The following is an 18368-nucleotide window of genomic DNA, read 5'->3' as shown; positions in this document are numbered from 1 at the left end:
TACCGACGTGCGCACGTCCATCGCCACCGTCTCCCTCAGCGGATCCCTCACCGAGAAGCTCACGGCCGCCTCCCGGGCCGGCTTCGACGGCGTCGAGATCTTCGAGAACGACCTCCTCGCGAGCCCCCTCACCCCCGAGGAGATCCGCGCCCGCTGCGCCGACCTCGGCCTGACCGTCGACCTCTACCAGCCGATGCGGGACATCGAGGCCGTACCGGAGGAGGAGTTCGCCCGGAACCTGCGCCGCGCCCGGCACAAGTTCGAGCTGATGGGCAGGCTCGGCGCCGACACCGTCCTGGTGTGCTCCAGCGTCTCCCCGCTCGCCGTCGACGACGACGCCCTCGCCGCCGAGCAGCTGGCCCGACTCGCCGCCCTGGCCCAGGACTTCGGCATCCGGGTCGCCTACGAGGCGCTCGCCTGGGGGCGGCACGTCAGCACCTACGACCACGCCTGGCACATCGTCGAGACGGCCGGCCACCCGGCGCTCGGCACCTGCCTGGACAGCTTCCACATCCTCTCAAGGGGCTCCGACCCCAAGGGCATCGCGGACATCCCCGGGGAGAAGATCTTCTTCCTCCAGCTGGCCGACGCCCCGCTGCTCGCGATGGACGTCCTGCAGTGGAGCCGCCACCACCGCTGCTTCCCCGGCCAGGGCGGCTTCGACGTCGCCGGACTGCTCACCCAGGTGCTGCGCACCGGCTACGACGGTCCGCTCTCCCTGGAGGTCTTCAACGACGTCTTCCGCCAGGCCGAGGCCGGCCCCACCGCCGTGGACGCCCGCCGCTCCCTCCTGGTCCTCCAGGAGACGGTGGGCGTGGCCGCGCCGCCCGCGCCGGCCGTGCCCACGCAAGTCGCCTTCGCCGAACTGGTCACCCCGGACGCCGACCCCCTCGCGGCGCTCCTCGGCGCCCTGGGCTTCACCCGCACGGCCCGGCACCGCAGCAAGCCCGTCGACCTGTGGCAGCAGGGCGAGGCCCGGATCCTGGTCAACACCGGGACGGCCGTACGCCGGGACGGCACCCAGCTCGCCGCGATCGGCCTGGAGTCACCGGACCCGTCGGCCGCCGCCCGCCGCGCCGAGGCCCTCCTCGCCCCGGTCCTGCCCCGCCGCCGCGCCCCCGAGGACGCCCCGCTCGACGCCGTGGCCGCGCCGGACGGCACCGAGCTGTTCTTCTGCGCGACCGACCGCGCCGACCTTCCCAACTGGCGCGCGGACTTCGAGGACACCGAGCACCCGTCCGCCGCCGCGGAGGTGTCCCGCATCGACCACCTCGCGCTCACCCAGCCCTGGCACCACTTCGACGAGGCGGCCCTCTTCCACCGCAGCGTCCTCGGCCTGCACGCGCAGGAGAGCGTGGACGTCGCCGACCCCTACGGCCTGCTGCGCAGCCGGGCCGTCACCACCCCCGACGGCGGTGTGCGCATCGCGCTCTCCGTCGGCGCGGCCCCCACCGACGACACCGTCCACGCCCAGCACATCGCGCTCGCCACCGACGACGTGGTCGCCGCGGCCCGCCGCTTCACCGAGGCCGGCGGACGCCTGCTGCCGATCCCCGCGAACTACTACGACGACCTCGCCGCCCGCTTCGAGTTCGCCGCCGGCGAGCTGGAGACCTACCGCGAGCTCGGCATCCTCTACGACCGTGACGCGCACGGCGAGTTCCGGCACTGCTACACCCGCACCGTCGGCCGGGTCTTCTTCGAACTGGCCCAGCGCGACGGCGGCTACCGGGGCTACGGCGCCCAGAACGCCCCCGTCCGGCTGGCCGCCCAGCACGCGCTGAAGCGGCTCACCGGGGGCTGATCGGTGTCGGCCGGTCACCGGCGGCCGGTCACTGGCGGCTGACGGTCCGGGTCACGCCGGCGAACACCGTCGTGGCCAGGATCCAGCCGGCGATGACCAGGGCGTACGACAGCGTCTGGTACCCGTCCCGCGGGGCGAAGGCGCTCTCCTGGCCGAAGGAGATCACCGGCAGCAGCAGATCGAGCGTGTAGAACACCGGGTTGAAGTCCGGGGCCTCGGACGGCTTGAGCGGGCGCGGGTGGTGCAGTCCGTAGGCGACCGAGCCGATCGCGAGCAGCGACAGCAGCCAGCCGCACGCGCGCAGGGGCCGGAAGCCGTAGCCGACGGTGGCGTCCTGGACGTGCCCCCAGATCCGGCCGTACCAGGGCAGGGTGCGGCGGTGGCGGCGCTGTTTGGCGAGCTGGACCAGACGGGCCGCGCGGTCGTCGCCGATGCGCAGATAGGAGGCGCTGAGCTGCTCGTAGGCGTGCGGGACATAGCCGTCGCCGTCGCGCTCCAGCATCGGCAGCCGCTGCTCGGCGGGCACGTGCGGGGTGAGCGTGGTGTAGACGAGGTTGTTCAGCAGAACCGTGTCCGGCACTTTCTCCGGTTCCAGGAACAGGACCTCCAGCTGGGTCCGGCGCAGGTTCAGGGTGCCTTCCATACGGGGGCCGCGGCGCACCCAGAGTTCCCCGATGGTGCAGCTGCTCGCCCGCAGCGCCGCGTCCCCGGGGTTCACCAGATGGGCGTGCGAGAGGTCGAGGCGGCCCCCGATCCGGGCGCCCCGCAGACCGATCCAGCCCCGCACCTGAGACTGCCGCAGGCGGAAGTCGCCCTCCACGGTGAGGGTCTCGGCGTCCAGGACGGGCCGCCCGGGGCGGTCGAGCCGCGCCTCGTTCATGTTGATCGACCCGGCAATGGTGGCGCCGTTGAGCCGCATCTCGCCGTCCAGCACCAGGCCGGGCGCCCACAGGTCGTCGCCGGTGGTCATCTGGTTCAGCTGCAGGACGGGCTCGGAGGCGTCCTGGGCCGTCAGGTGGGTGCGCTCCATGAACAGCGCGTTCGCGATCTGCGCGCCGCCGAGCCGCACCGGCCCGTGCACCACGCAGTCCGACAGCCTCAGCACGCCCTCCACCCGCAGCGCGCCCGCGGTCAGCCCCGGCAGGACGGAGTTGCTCAGGTTCAGCTGCCGCAGCCGGGCCCCGTACAACTGGGGTACGCCCGCGAAGTGGCAGTGGCTCAGCCGTACGGCGTGGTCGCAGGTGCCGTAGCGCAGGTCGAGCGTGCCGCTGATGCGCGCGCCCGCCAGTTTCAGCGCGGGGATCTCCCCGTCCTCCTGCGGGCCGTTGAGCAGCAGGGCCCGCAACACGGTTGCCCGTACGGTGCGTTCGGGGCCCCAGGAGGAGCCGTCGGCGGGATCCTCGTCGTCCGCCGCGCGGAAGTTCACGGACTCGCCGCGGGGGAAGGCGCGCCATATGCGCAGCTCGGCGGGGGTCAGCTCGTCGATCTCCATCAGCGGCGACTCTGACGCGGTCCCCTCGCGCTGTCAACCGGCCCCGGCCGGCCGTCGGTTGTCACCGTCCGGCCGGCCGGGGCCGGTTCCTCGTTCCATGGCTCTACGGCCTGGTTTCCTCAGTCCATGGTGCTACGGCCGGGTGTTCCACTCCGCGATCACCGGCCGGCCGTGTTCCGTGGACAGCCGGCCGACCGTCCCCGTCGCCAGCTGGAAGAGCCGTCCGTCCGCCGGGGGCAGACCCAGCCGGCGGGCCGTGAGGACGCGCAGGAAGTGGCCGTGGGCCACCAGCAGCACGTCGCCCCCGGCGAGGGCGGTGTCCACGCGGGCGAGGACCCGGTCGGCGCGTGCCCCGACCTCGGCGGGCGACTCGCCGGGGTGCCCTTCCGGGCCGGGCGGCACCCCGTCGGTCCACAGGTACCAGTCGGGGCGGGTGCGGTGGATGTCGACGGTGGTGACGCCCTCGTAGGCGCCGTAGTCCCACTCGTGCAGGTCGGGGTCGGTGACGACCCCGGTGACGCCCGCCAGTTCGGCGGTGCGCTGTGCGCGGTCCAGCGGGCTGGCCAGCGCGAGGGCGAAGGTCCGGGCCGAGAGGAGCGGAGCGAGGGACTTGGCCTGTTCCTCGCCCTGCCGGGTGAGGGGCAGATCGGTCCAGCTGGTGTGCTGTCCCGACGCGCTCCACTCCGTCTCGCCGTGGCGGACCAGAAGGAGATCCCCCACGGCGCGCCTACTTCTTCGCTTCGACGGCGTGGCCGCCGAACTGGTTGCGCAGGGCCGCGACCATCTTCATCTGCGGGGAGTCGTCCTGGCGGGAGGCGAACCGGGCGAACAGCGACGCCGTGATCGCGGGCAGTGGCACCGCGTTGTCGATGGCCGCCTCGACGGTCCAGCGGCCCTCGCCGGAGTCCTCGGCCCAGCCGCGCAGCTTCTCCAGGTGCTCGTCCTCGTCCAGGGCGTTGACCGCCAGGTCGAGCAGCCAGGAACGGATGACCGTGCCCTCCTGCCAGGAGCGGAAGACCTCGCGCACGTCGGTCACCGAGTCCACCGACTCCAGCAGCTCCCAGCCCTCGGCGTAGGCCTGCATCATGGCGTACTCGATGCCGTTGTGGACCATCTTGGAGAAGTGCCCGGCGCCGACCTTGCCCGCGTGGACGAAGCCGTACGGACCTTCCGGCTTGAGCGCCTCGAAGATCGGCCGGAGCCGGTCGACGTGCTCCTTGTCGCCGCCGACCATCAGGGCGTAGCCGTTCTTCAGGCCCCAGACACCGCCGGAGACGCCCGCGTCGACGAAGCCGATGCCCTTGGCGCCCAGCTCCTCGGCGTGCTTCTCGTCGTCCGTCCAGCGGGAGTTGCCGCCGTCGACGACCGTGTCACCGGGGGAGAGGAGGTCGCCGAGCTCGTCCACGACGGACTGGGTGGCCGCGCCTGCCGGGACCATCACCCAGACCGTGCGGGGGCCTTCGAGCTTGTCGACCAGTTCGGCCAGGCTCGCCACGTCGGAGAGCTCGGGGTTGCGGTCGTAGCCGATGACGGTGTGGCCGGCGCGGCGGATCCGCTCGCGCATGTTGCCGCCCATCTTGCCGAGACCGATGAGACCCAACTGCATCGCTGTCATGTCAGCGCACTTCCTTCAGTTCACGGTAGGCGGCCACGAGGGCGGCGGTGGAGGGGTCGAGGCCGGGGACGTCCGCGCCCTGGGTGAGGGCGGGTTCGACGCGCTTGGCGAGGACCTTGCCGAGTTCGACGCCCCACTGGTCGAAGGAGTCGATGTTCCACACGGCGCCCTGGACGAACACCTTGTGTTCGTAGAGGGCGATGAGCTGCCCCAGGACGGACGGGGTGAGTTCCTTGGCCAGGATCGTCGTCGTGGGGTGGTTGCCCTGGAAGGTGCGGTGCGCGACCTGCTCCTCGGCCACTCCCTCCGCGCGGACCTCCTGGGCGGTCTTGCCGAAGGCGAGCGCCTGCCCCTGCGCGAACAGGTTGGCCATCAACAGGTCGTGCTGTGCCTTGAGTTCGTCGCCCAGCTCGGCGACGGGACGGGCGAAGCCGATCAGGTCGGCCGGGATGAGCTTGGTGCCCTGGTGGATCAACTGGTAGTAGGCGTGCTGGCCGTTGGTGCCGGGCGTGCCCCACACCACCGGGCCGGTCTGCCAGTCGACGGGGTTGCCGTCCCGGTCCACCGACTTGCCGTTGGACTCCATGTCCAGTTGCTGGAGGTAGGCGGTGAACTTGGACAGGTAGTGGCTGTAGGGCAGCACCGCGTGCGACTGGGCGCCGAAGAAGTTGCCGTACCAGATGCCCAGCAGGCCCAGCAGCAGCGGGGCGTTGTCCTCGGCGGGGGCGTTGAGGAAGTGCTCGTCGACGATGCGGAACCCGTCGAGCATCTCCAGGAAGCGGTCCGGGCCGATGGCGATCATCAGGGAGAGACCGATCGCCGAGTCGAAGGAGTAGCGGCCGCCGACCCAGTCCCAGAACTCGAACATGTTGTCCGCGTCGATGCCGAACCCGGTGACCTTCTGCGCGTTGGTCGACAGCGCCACGAAGTGCCGGGCGACGGCCTTCTCGTCGCCGCCGAGCCCGTCCAGCAGCCAGGAGCGTGCCGAGGTGGCGTTGGTGATGGTCTCGATGGTGGTGAAGGTCTTGGACGCGACGATGAACAGGGTCTCCGCCGGGTCCAGGTCGCGGATGGCCTCGTGCAGGTCGGCGCCGTCCACGTTGGACACGAACCGGAAGGTCAACTCCCGTGCGGTGTAGGCCCGCAGGGCCTCGTAGGCCATCGCCGGGCCCAGGTCGGAACCGCCGATGCCGATGTTGACGACGTTCCTGATCCGCCGGCCGGTGTGGCCGGTCCACTCGCCCGACCGCACCCGGTCGGCGAAGGCGCCCATCCGGTCCAGGACGGTGTGCACCTCGGGCACGACGTTCTCGCCGTCGACCTCGATGACCGCGTTGGCCGGGGCACGCAGCGCGGTGTGCAGGACGGCCCGGTCCTCGGTGATGTTGATCTTCTCGCCGGCGAACATGGCGTCCCGCAGCCCGAACACGTCGGTGGCGGTGGCCAGTTCCTGGAGCAGGGCCAGGGTCTCGTCGGTGACCAGGTTCTTGGAGTAGTCGATCCGCAGGTCGCCGACGCGCACGACATAGCGCTCCGCGCGCCCGGCGTCGGAGGCGAACAGCTCCCGCAGATGGGCGTGGAACGCGGCGCGGTGGTCCTCCAGGGCGGTCCACTGGGGCCGGCGCGTGAGCTTGGGGGAGCCCGGAACAGAGCCCGTGACGGAGCCCGAGACAGAGTCAGACATGTGCGGAGATCTCCTTGGGTGCCTCGCCGCGCAGGGCGATGGCGTACATCTCGTCCGCGTCGAGGCGCCTGAGCTCCTCGGCGATGAGTTCGGAGGTGGAGCGGACCTTCAGCGCGAGGGTGCGCGAGGGCTGGCCCGGCAGGGACAGCGTGGCCAGCGGGCCCTCGGGGCGGTCGATGACGATCTCGCCGTTGGCGGTGCCCAGGCGGACGGCCGTGACGACCGGCCCGGCGGTGACGACCCGGTCGACGGTGACGCCGAGCCGGGCCTCCAGCCAGCGGGCCAGCAGTTCGGCGGCCGGGTTCTCCTCCTCGGCCTCGACCGCGGCCGAGATCACCTGCACGCGGGCCTGGTCCAGGGCGGCGGCGAGCATCGAGCGCCACGGGGTCAGCCGGGTCCAGGCGAGGTCGGTGTCGCCCGGTGCGTAGGAGCGCACCCGGGTCTGGAGGACCTTCAGCGGGTCGTCCACCGCGTACAGGTCGGTGATCCGGCGCTGGGCCAGCGCGCCCAGCGGGTCCTTCGCCGGGTTCTCCGGCGCGTCCACCGGCCACCACACGACCACCGGGGCGTCCGGCAGCAGCAGCGGCAGCACGACGGAGTCGGCGTGGTCGGACACCTCGCCGTAGGTCCTCAGGATCACCGTCTCGCCGGTGCCCGCGTCGGCGCCCACCCGTACCTCGGCGTCCAGGCGCGAGGACTGGCGGTCGCGCGGGGTGCGGGCGTGCCGCTTGATGACGACCAGGGTGCGCGAGGGGTGCTCGTGCGAGGCCTCCTCGGCGGCCTTGATCGCGTCGTAGGCGTTCTCCTCGTCCGTGACGATCACCATCGTCAGGACCATGCCCACCGCGGGGGTGCCGATGGCGCGGCGACCCTGCACCAGCGCCTTGTTGATCTTGCTTGCCGTGGTGTCGGTCAGGTCGATCTTCATGGCCTGCGCCAGCTCCGTCCGTCTCGTGCGAGCATCTCGTCGGCTTCCTCGGGTCCCCAGCTGCCGGAGGCATACTGTGCGGGCTTGCCGTGGTTCGCCCAGTACTCCTCGATCGGGTCGAGGATCTTCCAGGACTCTTCCACTTCCTGGTGGCGGGGGAACAGGTTGGCGTCCCCGAGGAGGACGTCCAGGATGAGGCGTTCGTACGCCTCCGGGCTGGACTCGGTGAACGACTCGCCGTAGGCGAAGTCCATCGACACGTCCCGGATCTCCATCGAGGTGCCCGGCACCTTCGAGCCGAAACGGACCGTCATGCCCTCGTCCGGCTGGACCCGGATGACGATCGCGTTCTGGCCGAGCTCCTCGGTGGCGGTGGAGTCGAAGGGGGAGTGCGGCGCCCGCTTGAAGACCACCGCGATCTCGGTGACCCGGCGGCCGAGCCGCTTGCCGGTGCGCAGGTAGAAGGGGATGCCCGCCCAGCGGCGGTTGTCGATCTCCAGCTTGATGGCCGCGTAGGTGTCGGTCCTCGACTGCGGGTCGATGCCCTCCTCCTGGAGGTACCCGGCCACCTTCGCGCCGCCCTGCCAGCCCTCCGCGTACTGCGCCAGCACCGTGTGCTCGCCGATGTTCTCCGGCAGCCGCACCGACTTCAGCACCTTGAGCTTCTCGGTGAGCAGCGACTCGGCGTCGAAGGCGATCGGCTCCTCCATCGCGGTGAGCGCCATCAGCTGGAGCAGGTGGTTCTGGATGACGTCACGGGCGGCGCCGATGCCGTCGTAGTAGCCGGCCCGGCCGCCGATGCCGATGTCCTCGGCCATCGTGATCTGTACGTGGTCGACGTACGACCGGTTCCAGATGGGCTCGTACATCTGGTTGGCGAAGCGGAGCGCCAGGATGTTCTGGACGGTCTCCTTACCGAGGTAGTGGTCGATCCGGAAGACCTGGTCCGGCTCGAACACGTCGTGCACGATCGTGTTCAGCTCACGGGCGCTCACCAGATCCCGCCCGAACGGCTTCTCGATCACCGCGCGCCGCCAGGAACCCTCGGGTGCCTGGGCGAGGCCGTGCTTCTTCAGCTGCTGGACGACCTTGGGGAAGAACTTCGGCGGTACGGAGAGGTAGAAGGCGTAGTTGCCGCTGGTGCCGCGCGCCTTGTCGAGGTCGTCGACGGTCTGGCGCAGCTGCTTGAACGCCGTGTCGTCGTCGAAGTCGCCCGGGATGAACCGCATGCCCTCGGCGAGCTGCTGCCAGACCTCCTCGCGGAACTCGGTGCGGGCGTGCTCGCGGACGGAGTCGTGGACGATCTGTGCGAAGTCCTCGTCCTCCCAGTCCCGGCGGGCGAAGCCGACCAGCGAGAAGCCCGGCGGCAGCATGCCGCGGTTGGCCAGGTCGTACACGGCCGGCATCAGCTTCTTGCGGGACAGGTCGCCGGTGACGCCGAAGATGACGAGTCCGGACGGTCCGGCGATCCGGGGGAGCCGGCGGTCCTGCGGGTGCCGCAGCGGGTTGGACCACTCGGCCGCGGGGAGCACCGGGACGGTCACCTCCGCACCCTCCGACGCGGTCTGCTCGGAAGCGGCCGCCTCCTCGGGCGCGGTCGCCGCCTTCTCGGAAGCCTTCTTGCTCATTCCCCGTCCACCCCCTTGCCGTTCAGCGACTTCGTCACGGCGTCCAGCAGGTCCTGCCAGGCCACCGCGAACTTCGCGACACCCTCCTCCTCCAGCTGCCGCACGACCTCGTCGTACGAGATCCCGAGCGCCTCTACGGCGGCCAGGTCCGCGCGGGCCTGCGCGTAGCCGCCGCTCACCGTGTCGCCGGTGATCCGGCCGTGGTCGGCGGTGGCGTTCAGCGTGGCCTCGGGCATCGTGTTGACGGTGCCCGGCGCGACCAGCTCGTCGACGTACAGGGTGTCCTTGTACGCCGGGTCCTTCACGCCGGTCGAGGCCCACAGCGGGCGCTGCTTGTTGGCGCGGGCACCGCCGAGGGCGGTCCAGCGCTCACCGGCGAAGACACTCTCGTACGCCTCGTAGGCCAGCCGCGCGTTGGCGAGGGCCGCCCGACCCTTCAACGCCAGGGCCTGGTCCGTGCCGAGGACCGTCAGCCGCTTGTCGATCTCGGAGTCGACGCGGGAGACGAAGAAGGAGGCCACTGAGTGGATCGAGGAGAGGTCCAGGCCCTTCTTCTGCGCCTTCTCCAGTCCGGCGAGGTAGGCGTCCATGACCTCGCGGTAGCGCTCCAGGGAGAAGATCAGCGTGACGTTGACGCTGATGCCGAGGCCGACGACCTCGGTGATCGCCGGGAGGCCGGCCTTCGTCGCCGGGATCTTGATCATGACGTTGGGGCGGTCGACCAGCCAGGCGAGCTGCTTGGCCTCGGCGATCGTGGCCGCCGTGTCGTGCGCCAGGCGCGGGTCGACCTCGATGGAGACCCGGCCGTCCCGGCCGAGGGTGGCGTCGTACACCGGGCGCAGGATGTCGGCGGCGGCGCGCACGTCGGCGGTCGTCATCATCCGTACGGCCTCGTCGACCGTGACACCCCGTACGGCGAGGTCGGTCAGCTGCTCGTCGTAGCCCTCTCCGGAGCCGATGGCGGCCTGGAAGATGGACGGGTTGGTGGTGACACCCACCACGTGCTTCGTCTCGACGAGTTCGGCGAGGTTGCCGGACTCGATCCGCTTGCGGGAGAGGTCGTCCAGCCAGATGGAGACGCCCTCGTCGGACAGGCGCTTGAGTGCTCCCGCGGTCGCGGTTGCTTCGGTCACAGTGATCATCTTCTTTCTGGCGGTCGGATCAACCACGCGCGGCGGCCAGCGATTCCCGGGCCGCGGCGACGACGTTCTCGGGGGTGAAGCCGTACTCGGCGAAGAGGGTCTTGGCGTCGGCGGAGGCGCCGAAGTGTTCGAGGGAGACGATGCGTCCTGCGTCACCTACGAAGCGGTACCACGTCAGACCGATCCCGGCCTCGATCGCGACACGGGCTCGCACGGACGGCGGAAGGACGCTGTCGCGGTACTCGCGCGGCTGCTGCTCGAACCACTCCACGGACGGCATCGACACCACCCGGGTGGCGACCCCCTCGGCCTCCAGCCGCTCGCGCGCGGCGACGGCGAGCTGGACCTCGGAGCCGGTGGCGATCAGGACGACGTCCGGGGTCTGCTGCGACGCCTCCTGAAGGACGTAACCGCCCTTCGCCGCATCGGGGTTGGGCGCGTACGTCGGCACGCCCTGGCGGGTCAGCGCGAGGCCGTGCGGGGCCGGGTCGGTGGCGTGCCGCTTCAGGATCTCGGCCCAGGCGATCGCGGTCTCGTTGGCGTCGGCCGGGCGGACGATGTTCAGGCCCGGGATGGCGCGCAGCGAGGCGAGGTGCTCGACGGGCTGGTGGGTGGGGCCGTCCTCGCCGAGGCCGATGGAGTCGTGCGTCCAGACGTAGGTCACGGGCAGCTGCATCAGCGCGGACAGGCGGACGGCGTTGCGCATGTAGTCGGAGAACACCAGGAAGGTGCCGCCGTAGATGCGGGTGTTGCCGTGCAGGGCGATGCCGTTCATCTCCGCGGCCATGGAGTGCTCGCGGATGCCGAAGTGGATGGTGCGGCCGTACGGGTCGGCCTCCGGCAGCGGGTTGCCCTTGGGGAGGAAGGAGCTGGTCTTGTCGATGGTGGTGTTGTTGGAGCCGGCCAGGTCGGCCGAGCCGCCCCACAGCTCGGGGACGACCGCGCCGAGCGCCTGGAGCACCTTGCCGGAGGCGGCGCGGGTGGCGACCGCCTTGCCCTCCTCGAAGACCGGGATCGCCGACTCCCAGCCCTCGGGCAGCTGACCGGCCACGATCCGGTCGAAGAGCCGGGCCCGCTCGGGCTGCGCGCCGCGCCACTTGTCGATCCGCTTGTCCCAGGCGGCGTGCGCCTCGGCGCCCCGGTCGAGGGCCCTGCGGGTGTGGGCGAGGACCTCGTCGGCGACCTCGAAGCTCTGCTCGGGGTCGAAGCCGAGGAGGCGCTTGGTGGCGGCGACCTCGTCCGCGCCGAGCGCGGAGCCGTGCGAGGCCTCGGTGTTCCGGGCGTTCGGGGCCGGCCAGGCGATGATCGTGCGCATCGCGATGATCGAGGGCCGCTCGGTCTCGGCCTGCGCGGACTTCAGGGCCGCGTACAGGGCGTGGACGTCGATGTCGCCGTCCTCGCCGGGCTCGATCCGCTGGACGTGCCAGCCGTAGGCCTCGTACCGCTTCAGCACGTCCTCGGAGAAGGCGGTCGCGGTGTCGCCCTCGATGGAGATGTGGTTGTCGTCGTAGAGGAAGACCAGGTTGCCGAGCTTCTGGTGGCCGGCCAGGGAGGAGGCCTCGGCGGAGATGCCCTCCTCGAGGTCGCCGTCGGAGACGATCCCCCAGATGGTGTGGTCGAAGGGGGACTCGCCCTCGGGGGCCTCCGGGTCGAACAGGCCGCGCTCGTAGCGGGCGGCCATCGCCATGCCCACGGCGTTGGCGACACCCTGCCCGAGCGGGCCGGTCGTCGTCTCCACGCCGGCCGTGTGACCGTACTCGGGATGGCCGGGGGTCTTCGACCCGTGGGTGCGGAAGGCCTTCAGGTCGTCGAGCTCCAGCTCGTACCCGGCGAGGAAGAGCTGGGTGTAGAGGGTGAGCGAGGTGTGCCCGGGGGAGAGCACGAAGCGGTCGCGGCCCGTCCACTCGGGGTCGGCCGGATCGTGACGCATCACCTTCTGAAAGATCGTGTACGCCGCCGGGGCGAGGCTCATCGCGGTGCCGGGGTGGCCGTTACCGACCTTCTGCACGGCGTCGGCGGCGAGCAGGCGCGCGGTGTCGACGGCACGCCGGTCGAGTTCGGTCCATTCGAAGCTGTCCGTGGTCTGCGTGCTCATCTTCAAGAAGTCCTCGATCGGAGCGAAGTAGCTGGCCTGACGCGTTCAAATCTAAAAGTCTGACTTATACGGGGGAAGGTCGCCGTGTGTCAGCCTGTGGTGAAAGTGGGACACGGAACGCTCCGGCTAGGCGGCACGAGAAGGACATGGCGGACAGAACCATCCAAGACTCCATCCAAGGCGGAGACGGTGACGGCGGGGTGGACGGGATCAGAACGTTCCCCTTTCCGGTCGAGCGGAGCGTGTGGGGGGTGGGCATGCAGGTCGGCCCGATGGGAGGCGAGACCGCCTGGCCGGCCGACGTGCCCCTGCATCGCGTGCACCGCATCGACTTCCACATCGTGATGCTGTTCAGCGGCGGGCCGGTACGCCACATGGTCGACTTCGCCGAGTACGAGGCGACGGCCGGCGACCTGCTGTGGATCCGGCCGGGCCAGGTGCACCGCTTCGCGCCCACGAGCGGGTACCGCGGAACCGTCCTGACCATGCAGCCCGGCTTCCTGCCCCGCGCCACGGTGGAGGCCACGGGCCTGTACCGCTACGACCTGCCGCCGCTGTTGCGCCCGTCCGGGCCCCAGTTGGAGGGGCTCACGTCGTCCCTGGCCCAACTGCGCAGGGAGTACGAGGACACCACGACCCTCCCGCTCAGCCTGCACACCGCGGTCCTGCGCCACTCCCTCACCGCGTTCCTGCTGCGCCTGGCCCATCTGGCGACCAGTTCCGCGGAGGCGGTCCGCCGGCAGTCCGACACCACCTTCACCCTCTTCCGCGACGCCGTGGAGAAGGGCTTCGCCACCAACCACAGCGTCAGCGCCTACGCCGACGCCCTCGGTTACTCCCGCCGCACCCTCGTCCGCGCGGTCCGCGCCGCGACCGGTCAGACCCCCAAGGGCTTCATCGACAAGCGCGTGATCCTGGAGGCGAAACGGCTCCTGGCCCACACGGACATGCCGATCGGACGGGTGGGCGCGGCCGTCGGCTTCCCCGACGCGGCCAACTTCTCCAAGTTCTTCCAGCAGCACACGGAGATGACGCCGGCGGCCTTCCGGGCGGAGCTGCGGTAGCGGGCACCTCGACGACCCTGGTGGCGGGACGGCCTCCCGCCTATCGTGAAGCGGCTCGCGCAAGGCCGTACCTCCACGCACCGCTCCCACGAAGGACAGCCACCCGCCATGAGCGACCCCGAGCACGACACCGCGCCCGAACGCCGGGCCGCCGCGGACGCGACGGCGGCCCCGACCTCCGCCACCCTGCTGGAACGCCTCGCCGAGAAGCTCGGCGGCCAGGCATCGGCGGCCGTCGTCTACGGCGAGCCCGTCACCGCCCACGGCGCCACGGTCATTCCGGTCGCCAGGGTCTCCGTCGGGTTCGGCGGCGGGGTCGGACACCCGGACGGGGACGGGGCCACCGGCACCGGTGGCGGAGGGGCCGAGTCCCGGCCCGTCGGCTACATCGAGATCCGGGACGGCTTCACCACGTACCGACCGATCCGCGACCCGTGGGCGGACGTGATGGTCCCGCTCGCGGCCCTCGCCGTCGGCGCCCTGCTCCCGAAGGCCGTCGGCACCCTGCTCCCGAGAGCCGCCCGGGTGCTCCGCCGACGCACGTGACGAAGGCGCCCCGCGAGTTCGCGGGGCGCCGGGCCGACCGCCGTGTCAGCGACCGAAGGTGAACCAGTTGACGTTCACGAAGTCCGCCGGCTGGCCGCTCGTGAAGGTGAGGTAGACGTCGTGGGTGCCGGTGATGCGGCTGATGTTGGCCGGGACCGTTCTCCAGGACTGCCAGCCGCCGGTGTTGGCGAGGGAGAAGCTGCCGACGGGGGTGGCGGTACGGCTGTCGAGGCGGACCTCGACCAGGCCGCTGACGCCGGCCGGCGCGCCGCCGGCCACGCGGGCGACGAACTGGGTGGCCCCGGTGGAGCCGAAGTTCACGCCCCGGAAGAGCGCCCAGTCACCGTTCGCGAGGGAGCCGATGTTCTGGCCGCCGCCGGTGTCGGAGGTGGTCTCGGTGCTGGTGCCGGACTGGCTGTCGTAGGACTCGGCCTGGATGGTGCCGTAGGCGTCCCGGGTGCCCGACGGCGGAGGTGTGGTGCCGCCGCCCCCGGCCGAGAGCACCTGGACGTAGTCGACGACCATGGGGACGCCGGAGCGGGTGTCCGCGTCCAGGCCGCCGCCGAAGGCGTCGGGGAAGGCGCCGCCCATCGCCACGTTCAGGATGATGAAGAAGCCGTGGTTGGTGGCGTTGGACCAGGTGGTCGCGTCCACCTGGCTCGCGTTGACCGAGTGGAACTGGGTGCCGTCGACGAGGAAGCGGATCGTCTCCGGGGACACCGAGCGGTCCCACTCCATCGTGTAGGTGTGGAAGGCGGACTGGCAGGTGCTGCCCGGGCAGGTGGTGGAGTTGCCGAGGCCCGTCGTCTCGTTGCACGGGCCGCCCGGGTTGACGCCGCAGTGCATGGTGGCCCACACCTGGTTGCGGCCGTGGACGTTCTCCATGATGTCCAGCTCGCCGACGCTCGGCCAGTTCTGGTAGTTGCCCCGGTAGGGCGCGCCCAGCATCCAGAACGCGGGCCAGTAGCCCTCGGCGGGCACGCCGGTGACGTTCGGCATCTGGAGCCGGGCCTCCACCCGGAGCTTGCCGCCGGCCGGGGGCTGGAAGTCGGTGCGGTTGGTCTCGATGCGGCCGGAGGTCCAGCGGCCGGCGGAGTCGCGCAGCGGGGTGATGCGCAGGTTGCCGTTGCCGTCGAGCGAGACGTTGCTCGTGCTGTTGGTCATCGTCTCGACCTCGCCGGTGCCCCAGTTGGCGGGCCCGCCCGGATACGAAGTCCCGGTGGCGTACTGCCAGTTGGAGGTGTTCACGCCGGTGCCCGCGGAGCCGTTGAAGTCGTCGACGAAGATCTGGGTCCAGCCGGAGGGGGGTGGGGGCGCGGTCGCGTTCGCGGGGAGGGTGGCGGCACCGGCCACCGCGGCGGCGAGGCCGAACGTGGCGAGGACCGCGGCGAGGCCGCGCCGGCGTCTGGGCTTTCCGGAGGTTTCACGCATGGGGGTGCCTCTCGGGTATGGGAAAGGGTGCGCGGGTGCCTCTGAGAGCGCTCTCAAAGTGGGCCCAATGTGCTCTCGGCACCTCCGGTCGTCAAGAGGTGAAACAGTGAAAGTCGGTCCGCCGCAGGTGAGTTCACTCCATGAACAGTGCGAATCGGCTCAACCGGACGGACGGAAGGACAGCACCACGGCGATGACCCGCCGTGGTGCTGTCCTTCCGGTCCGCGTCAGGCGCTCGTCGTCACCGACTCCCGGGTCGCCTCCTCCTCCCGCAGCCCGAACCGCTCGTGCGCCCGCCGCAGCGGCTTCGGCGCCCACCAGGCCCGTCGGCCGAGCAGCGCCATCGTCGCGGGGACGAGCAGCATCCGTACGACGGTCGCGTCGATCAGCACGGCCAGGGTGAGGCCGAGGCCGATCTGGAGGATGGGGGAGAAGCCGCCGGTCATGAAGGCGCCGAAGACGACGGCGAGGAGCAGGGCGGCGCAGGTGACGACCCGGCCGGAGCGGCGCAGCCCGGTCACCACGGCTTCCCGGTCGTCGCCGCCGTGCTGCCGCGCCTCCCGCATCCGGGCCAGGATGAACAGCTCGTAGTCCATGGCCAGACCGAAGGCGATCGCGATGATCAGCGGTGGGGCGGTCAGGCTCAGCGCGCCCAGGCCCTCGGCGCCGAGCAGTCCGGCCAGGTGGCCGTCCTGGAAGACCCAGACCACGACCCCGAGCGCGGCGCCCAGGCTGAGCAGCGTGGTCGCGATCGTGCGCAGCGGGATCAGCACCGAGCCGGTGAACGCGAACAGCAGGACGAAGATCCCGGCCAGGACGGTCAGCGCCGCCCAGGGCGCCCGCTCGCCCAGCATCGCGCGGAAGTCGACCAGCCGGGCCGCGACGCCGGTCACCTCGACCGGTTCGTCGCCGCGGACGTCCCGGACGCGCTCGACCAGGTCGGTCGCCGCCTTTCCGTCCACGCTCCCGGGCGGCTGGAGCTCCACGACGGTGTGGCCGCCCGGTAGTTCGCGGGACTCGGCGGTCGGGGACAGGGCGCGGATCCGGTCGGCCGTGGCCGGGTCGGTACCGGGGTCGAGGACGGTCACCGGAGACACCCCGGTGCCCGGCGGGAAGTGGGCGCCCACGGTGTCGTACAACTGCCGCGCCTCGGTGGAGGACGGCAGCTGCCGGGCGTCGCCGATGGCGATCCGCATCCCGGTGACCGGCAGGGCCAGCACCAGCAGGGCCGGGACGACGGTGACCAGGACGGCGATCCGGCGGCGGGCGGCGAAGCGGGCGAGGCGGGCGAAGAGGCGGCCCTCCTCGCCCTGTGCCTTCGCGCGGGAGGGGGCGATCTTCCCGCCGAACTTCGCGAGCAGGGCGGGCAGCAGCGTCACCGCGGCCAGCATGTCGATGACGACGACCGCGGCCACCGCCAGGCCCATGCTGCGCAGGAACACGCTCGGGAAGACCAGCAGACCGGTCAGGCTGACGGCGACCGTGAGCCCGGAGAACAGCACGGTCCGCCCGGCCGCCGCCACCGTACGGTGCACGGCCTCGACGACGTCCTCGGTGTGCCGGCGTTCCTCGCGGAAGCGGACCAGCATCAACAGGGCGTAGTCCACGGCGAGTCCGAGGCCGAGCATGGTGGTGACCTGGATCGCGTACACCGAGATGTCGGTGACCTGGCTGAAGGCGAACAGCGCCAGGAACGCGCCCGCGATCCCGCTGACCGCGATCACCAGGGGCAGCGCGGCGGCGCGCAGCCCGCCGAACACCACGAGCAGCAGGGCGAGGACGATCGGCAGGGAGATCAACTCGGCGTTCTTCACGTCCTCCTGGGCGCGTTCGCCGAGCTGCCTGCCGAGCAGTTCGCCGCCGCTGACGTGGACGTCGGGCGCGTCGATCTCCTGGATGCGGGCCACGGCCGCGTCCGTCGCCTCCTCCTCGGCCTCGTCGCTCAGGCCGCCCTCGAAGGTGACGGGGATGATGAGGGCCTGTCCGTCGCGGGCGACGAGGCCGGGTGTGCCGTAGGGGTCCGGGACGGTGGCGACCCCGGCGATCTCGCGGACCTCGGCCACGGTCCGTTCGACCTGGACGCGCAGGGCGGCGTCGGACACGGACTCGCCCGCGACGACGGCGGTGACGCTCTCGCCGGTCGGGGAGATGCCGGAGAGGTGGTCGTCGGCCCGGTCCGACTCGGTGCCGGGCACGTCGGGCACGTCGTCGGAGAGCTTGCCGAAGACACCCGTCCCGAGCCCGAAACCGAGCAGCAGGAAGACCACCCAGAGGCAGATGACGGTCAGCGGGCGACGGGTCGAGGCCCTGGCGAGTGTGGAGAGCACGGTGCCTCCCGGCGAGGTCGGTGGTCGATGGCGTCCTCAGCGTCGTGCCTCGGGCGTGATCACCGGATCGCCGGGGCGAGCGGTTTCGCGGCCTCGCCCGTACGGGGGATCCGGCGCGGCTTCTCATCCCCCGGAGGGAGGAATCACCGGTACCGGTCGGCGGGTTGAGGGAGAACAGACACCCGCGATCTTCGAGGAGCCCGTATGTCCGACGCACCCGCCGTCCGTGAACTCCGTCTCGTCGTCACCGCGGACGACTACGACGAGGCGCTGCGCTTCTACCGTGACGTCCTCGGCCTGCCCGAACGCGCCGCGTTCTCCTCGCCCGGGGGCCGGGTCACCATCCTGGAGGCCGGCCGCGCCACGCTGGAGCTGACCGACCCGAACCACGCGGCCTTCATCGACGAGGTGGAGGTCGGGCGGCGGGTGGCCGGGCACATCCGGGTGGCGTTCGAGGTGGACGACTCCAAGGCCACCACGGTCAGGCTCGCGCAGGCGGGAGCGGAGGTGGTCGCCGAGCCGACCCGCACGCCGTGGAACTCCCTCAACTCCCGCCTGGAGGCGCCGGGTTCGCTCCAGCTGACCCTGTTCACGGAGCTGGACCAGGAGTAG

At 71.4% G+C, this 18368-nt stretch carries 14 protein-coding genes; 4 read left to right on the top strand and 10 right to left on the bottom strand.

Annotated elements, in window-relative coordinates; genetic code table 11:
* Positions 1 to 7 precede the first annotated feature (7 nt).
* Positions 8 to 1804: a bifunctional sugar phosphate isomerase/epimerase/4-hydroxyphenylpyruvate dioxygenase family protein gene (locus tag K4B79_RS00625; protein WP_232024154.1), complete on the top strand. Its 1797-nt coding sequence runs from the start codon at positions 8 to 10 to the stop codon at positions 1802 to 1804.
* A gap of 28 nt (positions 1805 to 1832) precedes the next feature.
* Here the strand turns inward: K4B79_RS00625 and K4B79_RS00620 are convergent, their stop codons facing one another.
* The 8 genes from K4B79_RS00620 to tkt all read right to left on the bottom strand — a co-directional run bounded on the left by K4B79_RS00620 (position 1833) and on the right by tkt (position 12388).
* Positions 1833 to 3296: a membrane-associated oxidoreductase gene (locus tag K4B79_RS00620; RefSeq protein WP_232024153.1), complete on the bottom strand. Its 1464-nt coding sequence runs from the start codon at positions 3294 to 3296 to the stop codon at positions 1833 to 1835.
* A gap of 132 nt (positions 3297 to 3428) precedes the next feature.
* Positions 3429 to 4016 carry a histidine phosphatase family protein gene (locus K4B79_RS00615; protein ID WP_232024152.1) on the bottom strand — a complete coding sequence of 196 codons (588 nt, stop codon included), beginning with the start codon at positions 4014 to 4016 and terminating at the stop codon, positions 3429 to 3431.
* A gap of 7 nt (positions 4017 to 4023) precedes the next feature.
* Positions 4024 to 4902 carry a phosphogluconate dehydrogenase (NAD(+)-dependent, decarboxylating) gene (gene gnd, locus K4B79_RS00610; protein ID WP_232024721.1) on the bottom strand — a complete coding sequence of 293 codons (879 nt, stop codon included), beginning with the start codon at positions 4900 to 4902 and terminating at the stop codon, positions 4024 to 4026.
* 10 nt (positions 4903 to 4912) lie between these two features.
* Positions 4913 to 6595: a glucose-6-phosphate isomerase gene (pgi, locus tag K4B79_RS00605; RefSeq protein ID WP_232024151.1), complete on the bottom strand. Its 1683-nt coding sequence runs from the start codon at positions 6593 to 6595 to the stop codon at positions 4913 to 4915.
* Positions 6588 to 7523 carry a glucose-6-phosphate dehydrogenase assembly protein OpcA gene (gene opcA, locus K4B79_RS00600; protein ID WP_232024150.1) on the bottom strand — a complete coding sequence of 312 codons (936 nt, stop codon included), beginning with the start codon at positions 7521 to 7523 and terminating at the stop codon, positions 6588 to 6590. The genes pgi and opcA overlap by 8 nt, the downstream gene beginning before the upstream one ends.
* On the bottom strand, positions 7520 to 9151 hold the full coding sequence (gene zwf, locus K4B79_RS00595; protein ID WP_269462953.1) for a glucose-6-phosphate dehydrogenase: 1632 nt from the start codon (positions 9149 to 9151) through the stop codon (positions 7520 to 7522). Before zwf ends, opcA begins: the two co-directional genes overlap by 4 nt.
* Complete coding sequence (gene tal, locus K4B79_RS00590) at positions 9148 to 10293, bottom strand: transaldolase (RefSeq protein ID WP_232024149.1); 1146 nt, start codon at positions 10291 to 10293, stop codon at positions 9148 to 9150. The genes zwf and tal overlap by 4 nt, the downstream gene beginning before the upstream one ends.
* 19 nt (positions 10294 to 10312) lie before the next feature.
* Positions 10313 to 12388, bottom strand: coding sequence for a transketolase (gene tkt, locus K4B79_RS00585; protein WP_232024148.1), 2076 nt, complete (start codon positions 12386 to 12388; stop codon positions 10313 to 10315).
* Positions 12389 to 12534: 146 nt separating this feature from the next.
* Here tkt and K4B79_RS00580 point away from each other — a divergent pair, with 146 nt between their 5' ends.
* Together K4B79_RS00580 and K4B79_RS00575 are read left to right on the top strand one after the other, a co-directional pair.
* Positions 12535 to 13452 (top strand): helix-turn-helix domain-containing protein, encoded by a 918-nt coding sequence (locus tag K4B79_RS00580; RefSeq protein ID WP_232024147.1) that lies wholly within the window; start codon positions 12535 to 12537, stop codon positions 13450 to 13452.
* Between the two features lie 108 nt (positions 13453 to 13560).
* On the top strand, positions 13561 to 13998 hold the full coding sequence (locus K4B79_RS00575) for a spore germination protein GerW family protein (RefSeq protein WP_232024146.1): 438 nt from the start codon (positions 13561 to 13563) through the stop codon (positions 13996 to 13998).
* A 45-nt stretch (positions 13999 to 14043) separates the two neighbouring features.
* On the opposite strand, the gene K4B79_RS00570 is transcribed toward K4B79_RS00575, so the two are convergent.
* Together K4B79_RS00570 and K4B79_RS00565 are read right to left on the bottom strand one after the other, a co-directional pair.
* Positions 14044 to 15429, bottom strand: a complete 1386-nt coding sequence (locus K4B79_RS00570) for a glycoside hydrolase family 16 protein (protein ID WP_232024145.1) — start codon at positions 15427 to 15429, stop codon at positions 14044 to 14046.
* A gap of 227 nt (positions 15430 to 15656) precedes the next feature.
* Positions 15657 to 17756: an MMPL family transporter gene (locus K4B79_RS00565; protein ID WP_232024144.1), complete on the bottom strand. Its 2100-nt coding sequence runs from the start codon at positions 17754 to 17756 to the stop codon at positions 15657 to 15659.
* Positions 17757 to 17960: 204 nt separating this feature from the next.
* Between K4B79_RS00565 and K4B79_RS00560 the strand changes: the two genes are divergently transcribed.
* A complete protein-coding gene (locus K4B79_RS00560) occupies positions 17961 to 18368 on the top strand; it encodes a VOC family protein (protein WP_232024143.1) in 408 nt (135 codons plus the stop codon).

The sequence above is a fragment of the Streptomyces lincolnensis genome, assembly GCF_021173675.1.
GTDB lineage: Bacteria > Actinomycetota > Actinomycetes > Streptomycetales > Streptomycetaceae > Streptomyces > Streptomyces lincolnensis_B.
Note: the sequence above shows the minus strand (reverse complement) of the source record. Positions and strands in the feature narration are given on the sequence as shown.

Bases quoted from the DNA above. Each gene is read 5' to 3' on its own strand.
- K4B79_RS00560 (WP_232024143.1), top strand. From the start codon at position 17,961: ATGTCCGACGCACCCGCCGTCCGTGAACTCCGTCTCGTCGTCACCGCG.
- K4B79_RS00620 (WP_232024153.1), bottom strand. From the start codon at position 3,296: ATGGAGATCGACGAGCTGACCCCCGCCGAGCTGCGCATATGGCGCGCC.
- tkt (WP_232024148.1), bottom strand. From the start codon at position 12,388: ATGAGCACGCAGACCACGGACAGCTTCGAATGGACCGAACTCGACCGG.
- K4B79_RS00570 (WP_232024145.1), bottom strand. From the start codon at position 15,429: ATGCGTGAAACCTCCGGAAAGCCCAGACGCCGGCGCGGCCTCGCCGCG.
- tal (WP_232024149.1), bottom strand. From the start codon at position 10,293: ATGATCACTGTGACCGAAGCAACCGCGACCGCGGGAGCACTCAAGCGC.
- K4B79_RS00580 (WP_232024147.1), top strand. From the start codon at position 12,535: ATGGCGGACAGAACCATCCAAGACTCCATCCAAGGCGGAGACGGTGAC.
- pgi (WP_232024151.1), bottom strand. From the start codon at position 6,595: ATGTCTGACTCTGTCTCGGGCTCCGTCACGGGCTCTGTTCCGGGCTCC.
- gnd (WP_232024721.1), bottom strand. From the start codon at position 4,902: ATGCAGTTGGGTCTCATCGGTCTCGGCAAGATGGGCGGCAACATGCGC.
- zwf (WP_269462953.1), bottom strand. From the start codon at position 9,151: ATGAGCAAGAAGGCTTCCGAGAAGGCGGCGACCGCGCCCGAGGAGGCG.
- K4B79_RS00575 (WP_232024146.1), top strand. From the start codon at position 13,561: ATGAGCGACCCCGAGCACGACACCGCGCCCGAACGCCGGGCCGCCGCG.
- opcA (WP_232024150.1), bottom strand. From the start codon at position 7,523: ATGAAGATCGACCTGACCGACACCACGGCAAGCAAGATCAACAAGGCG.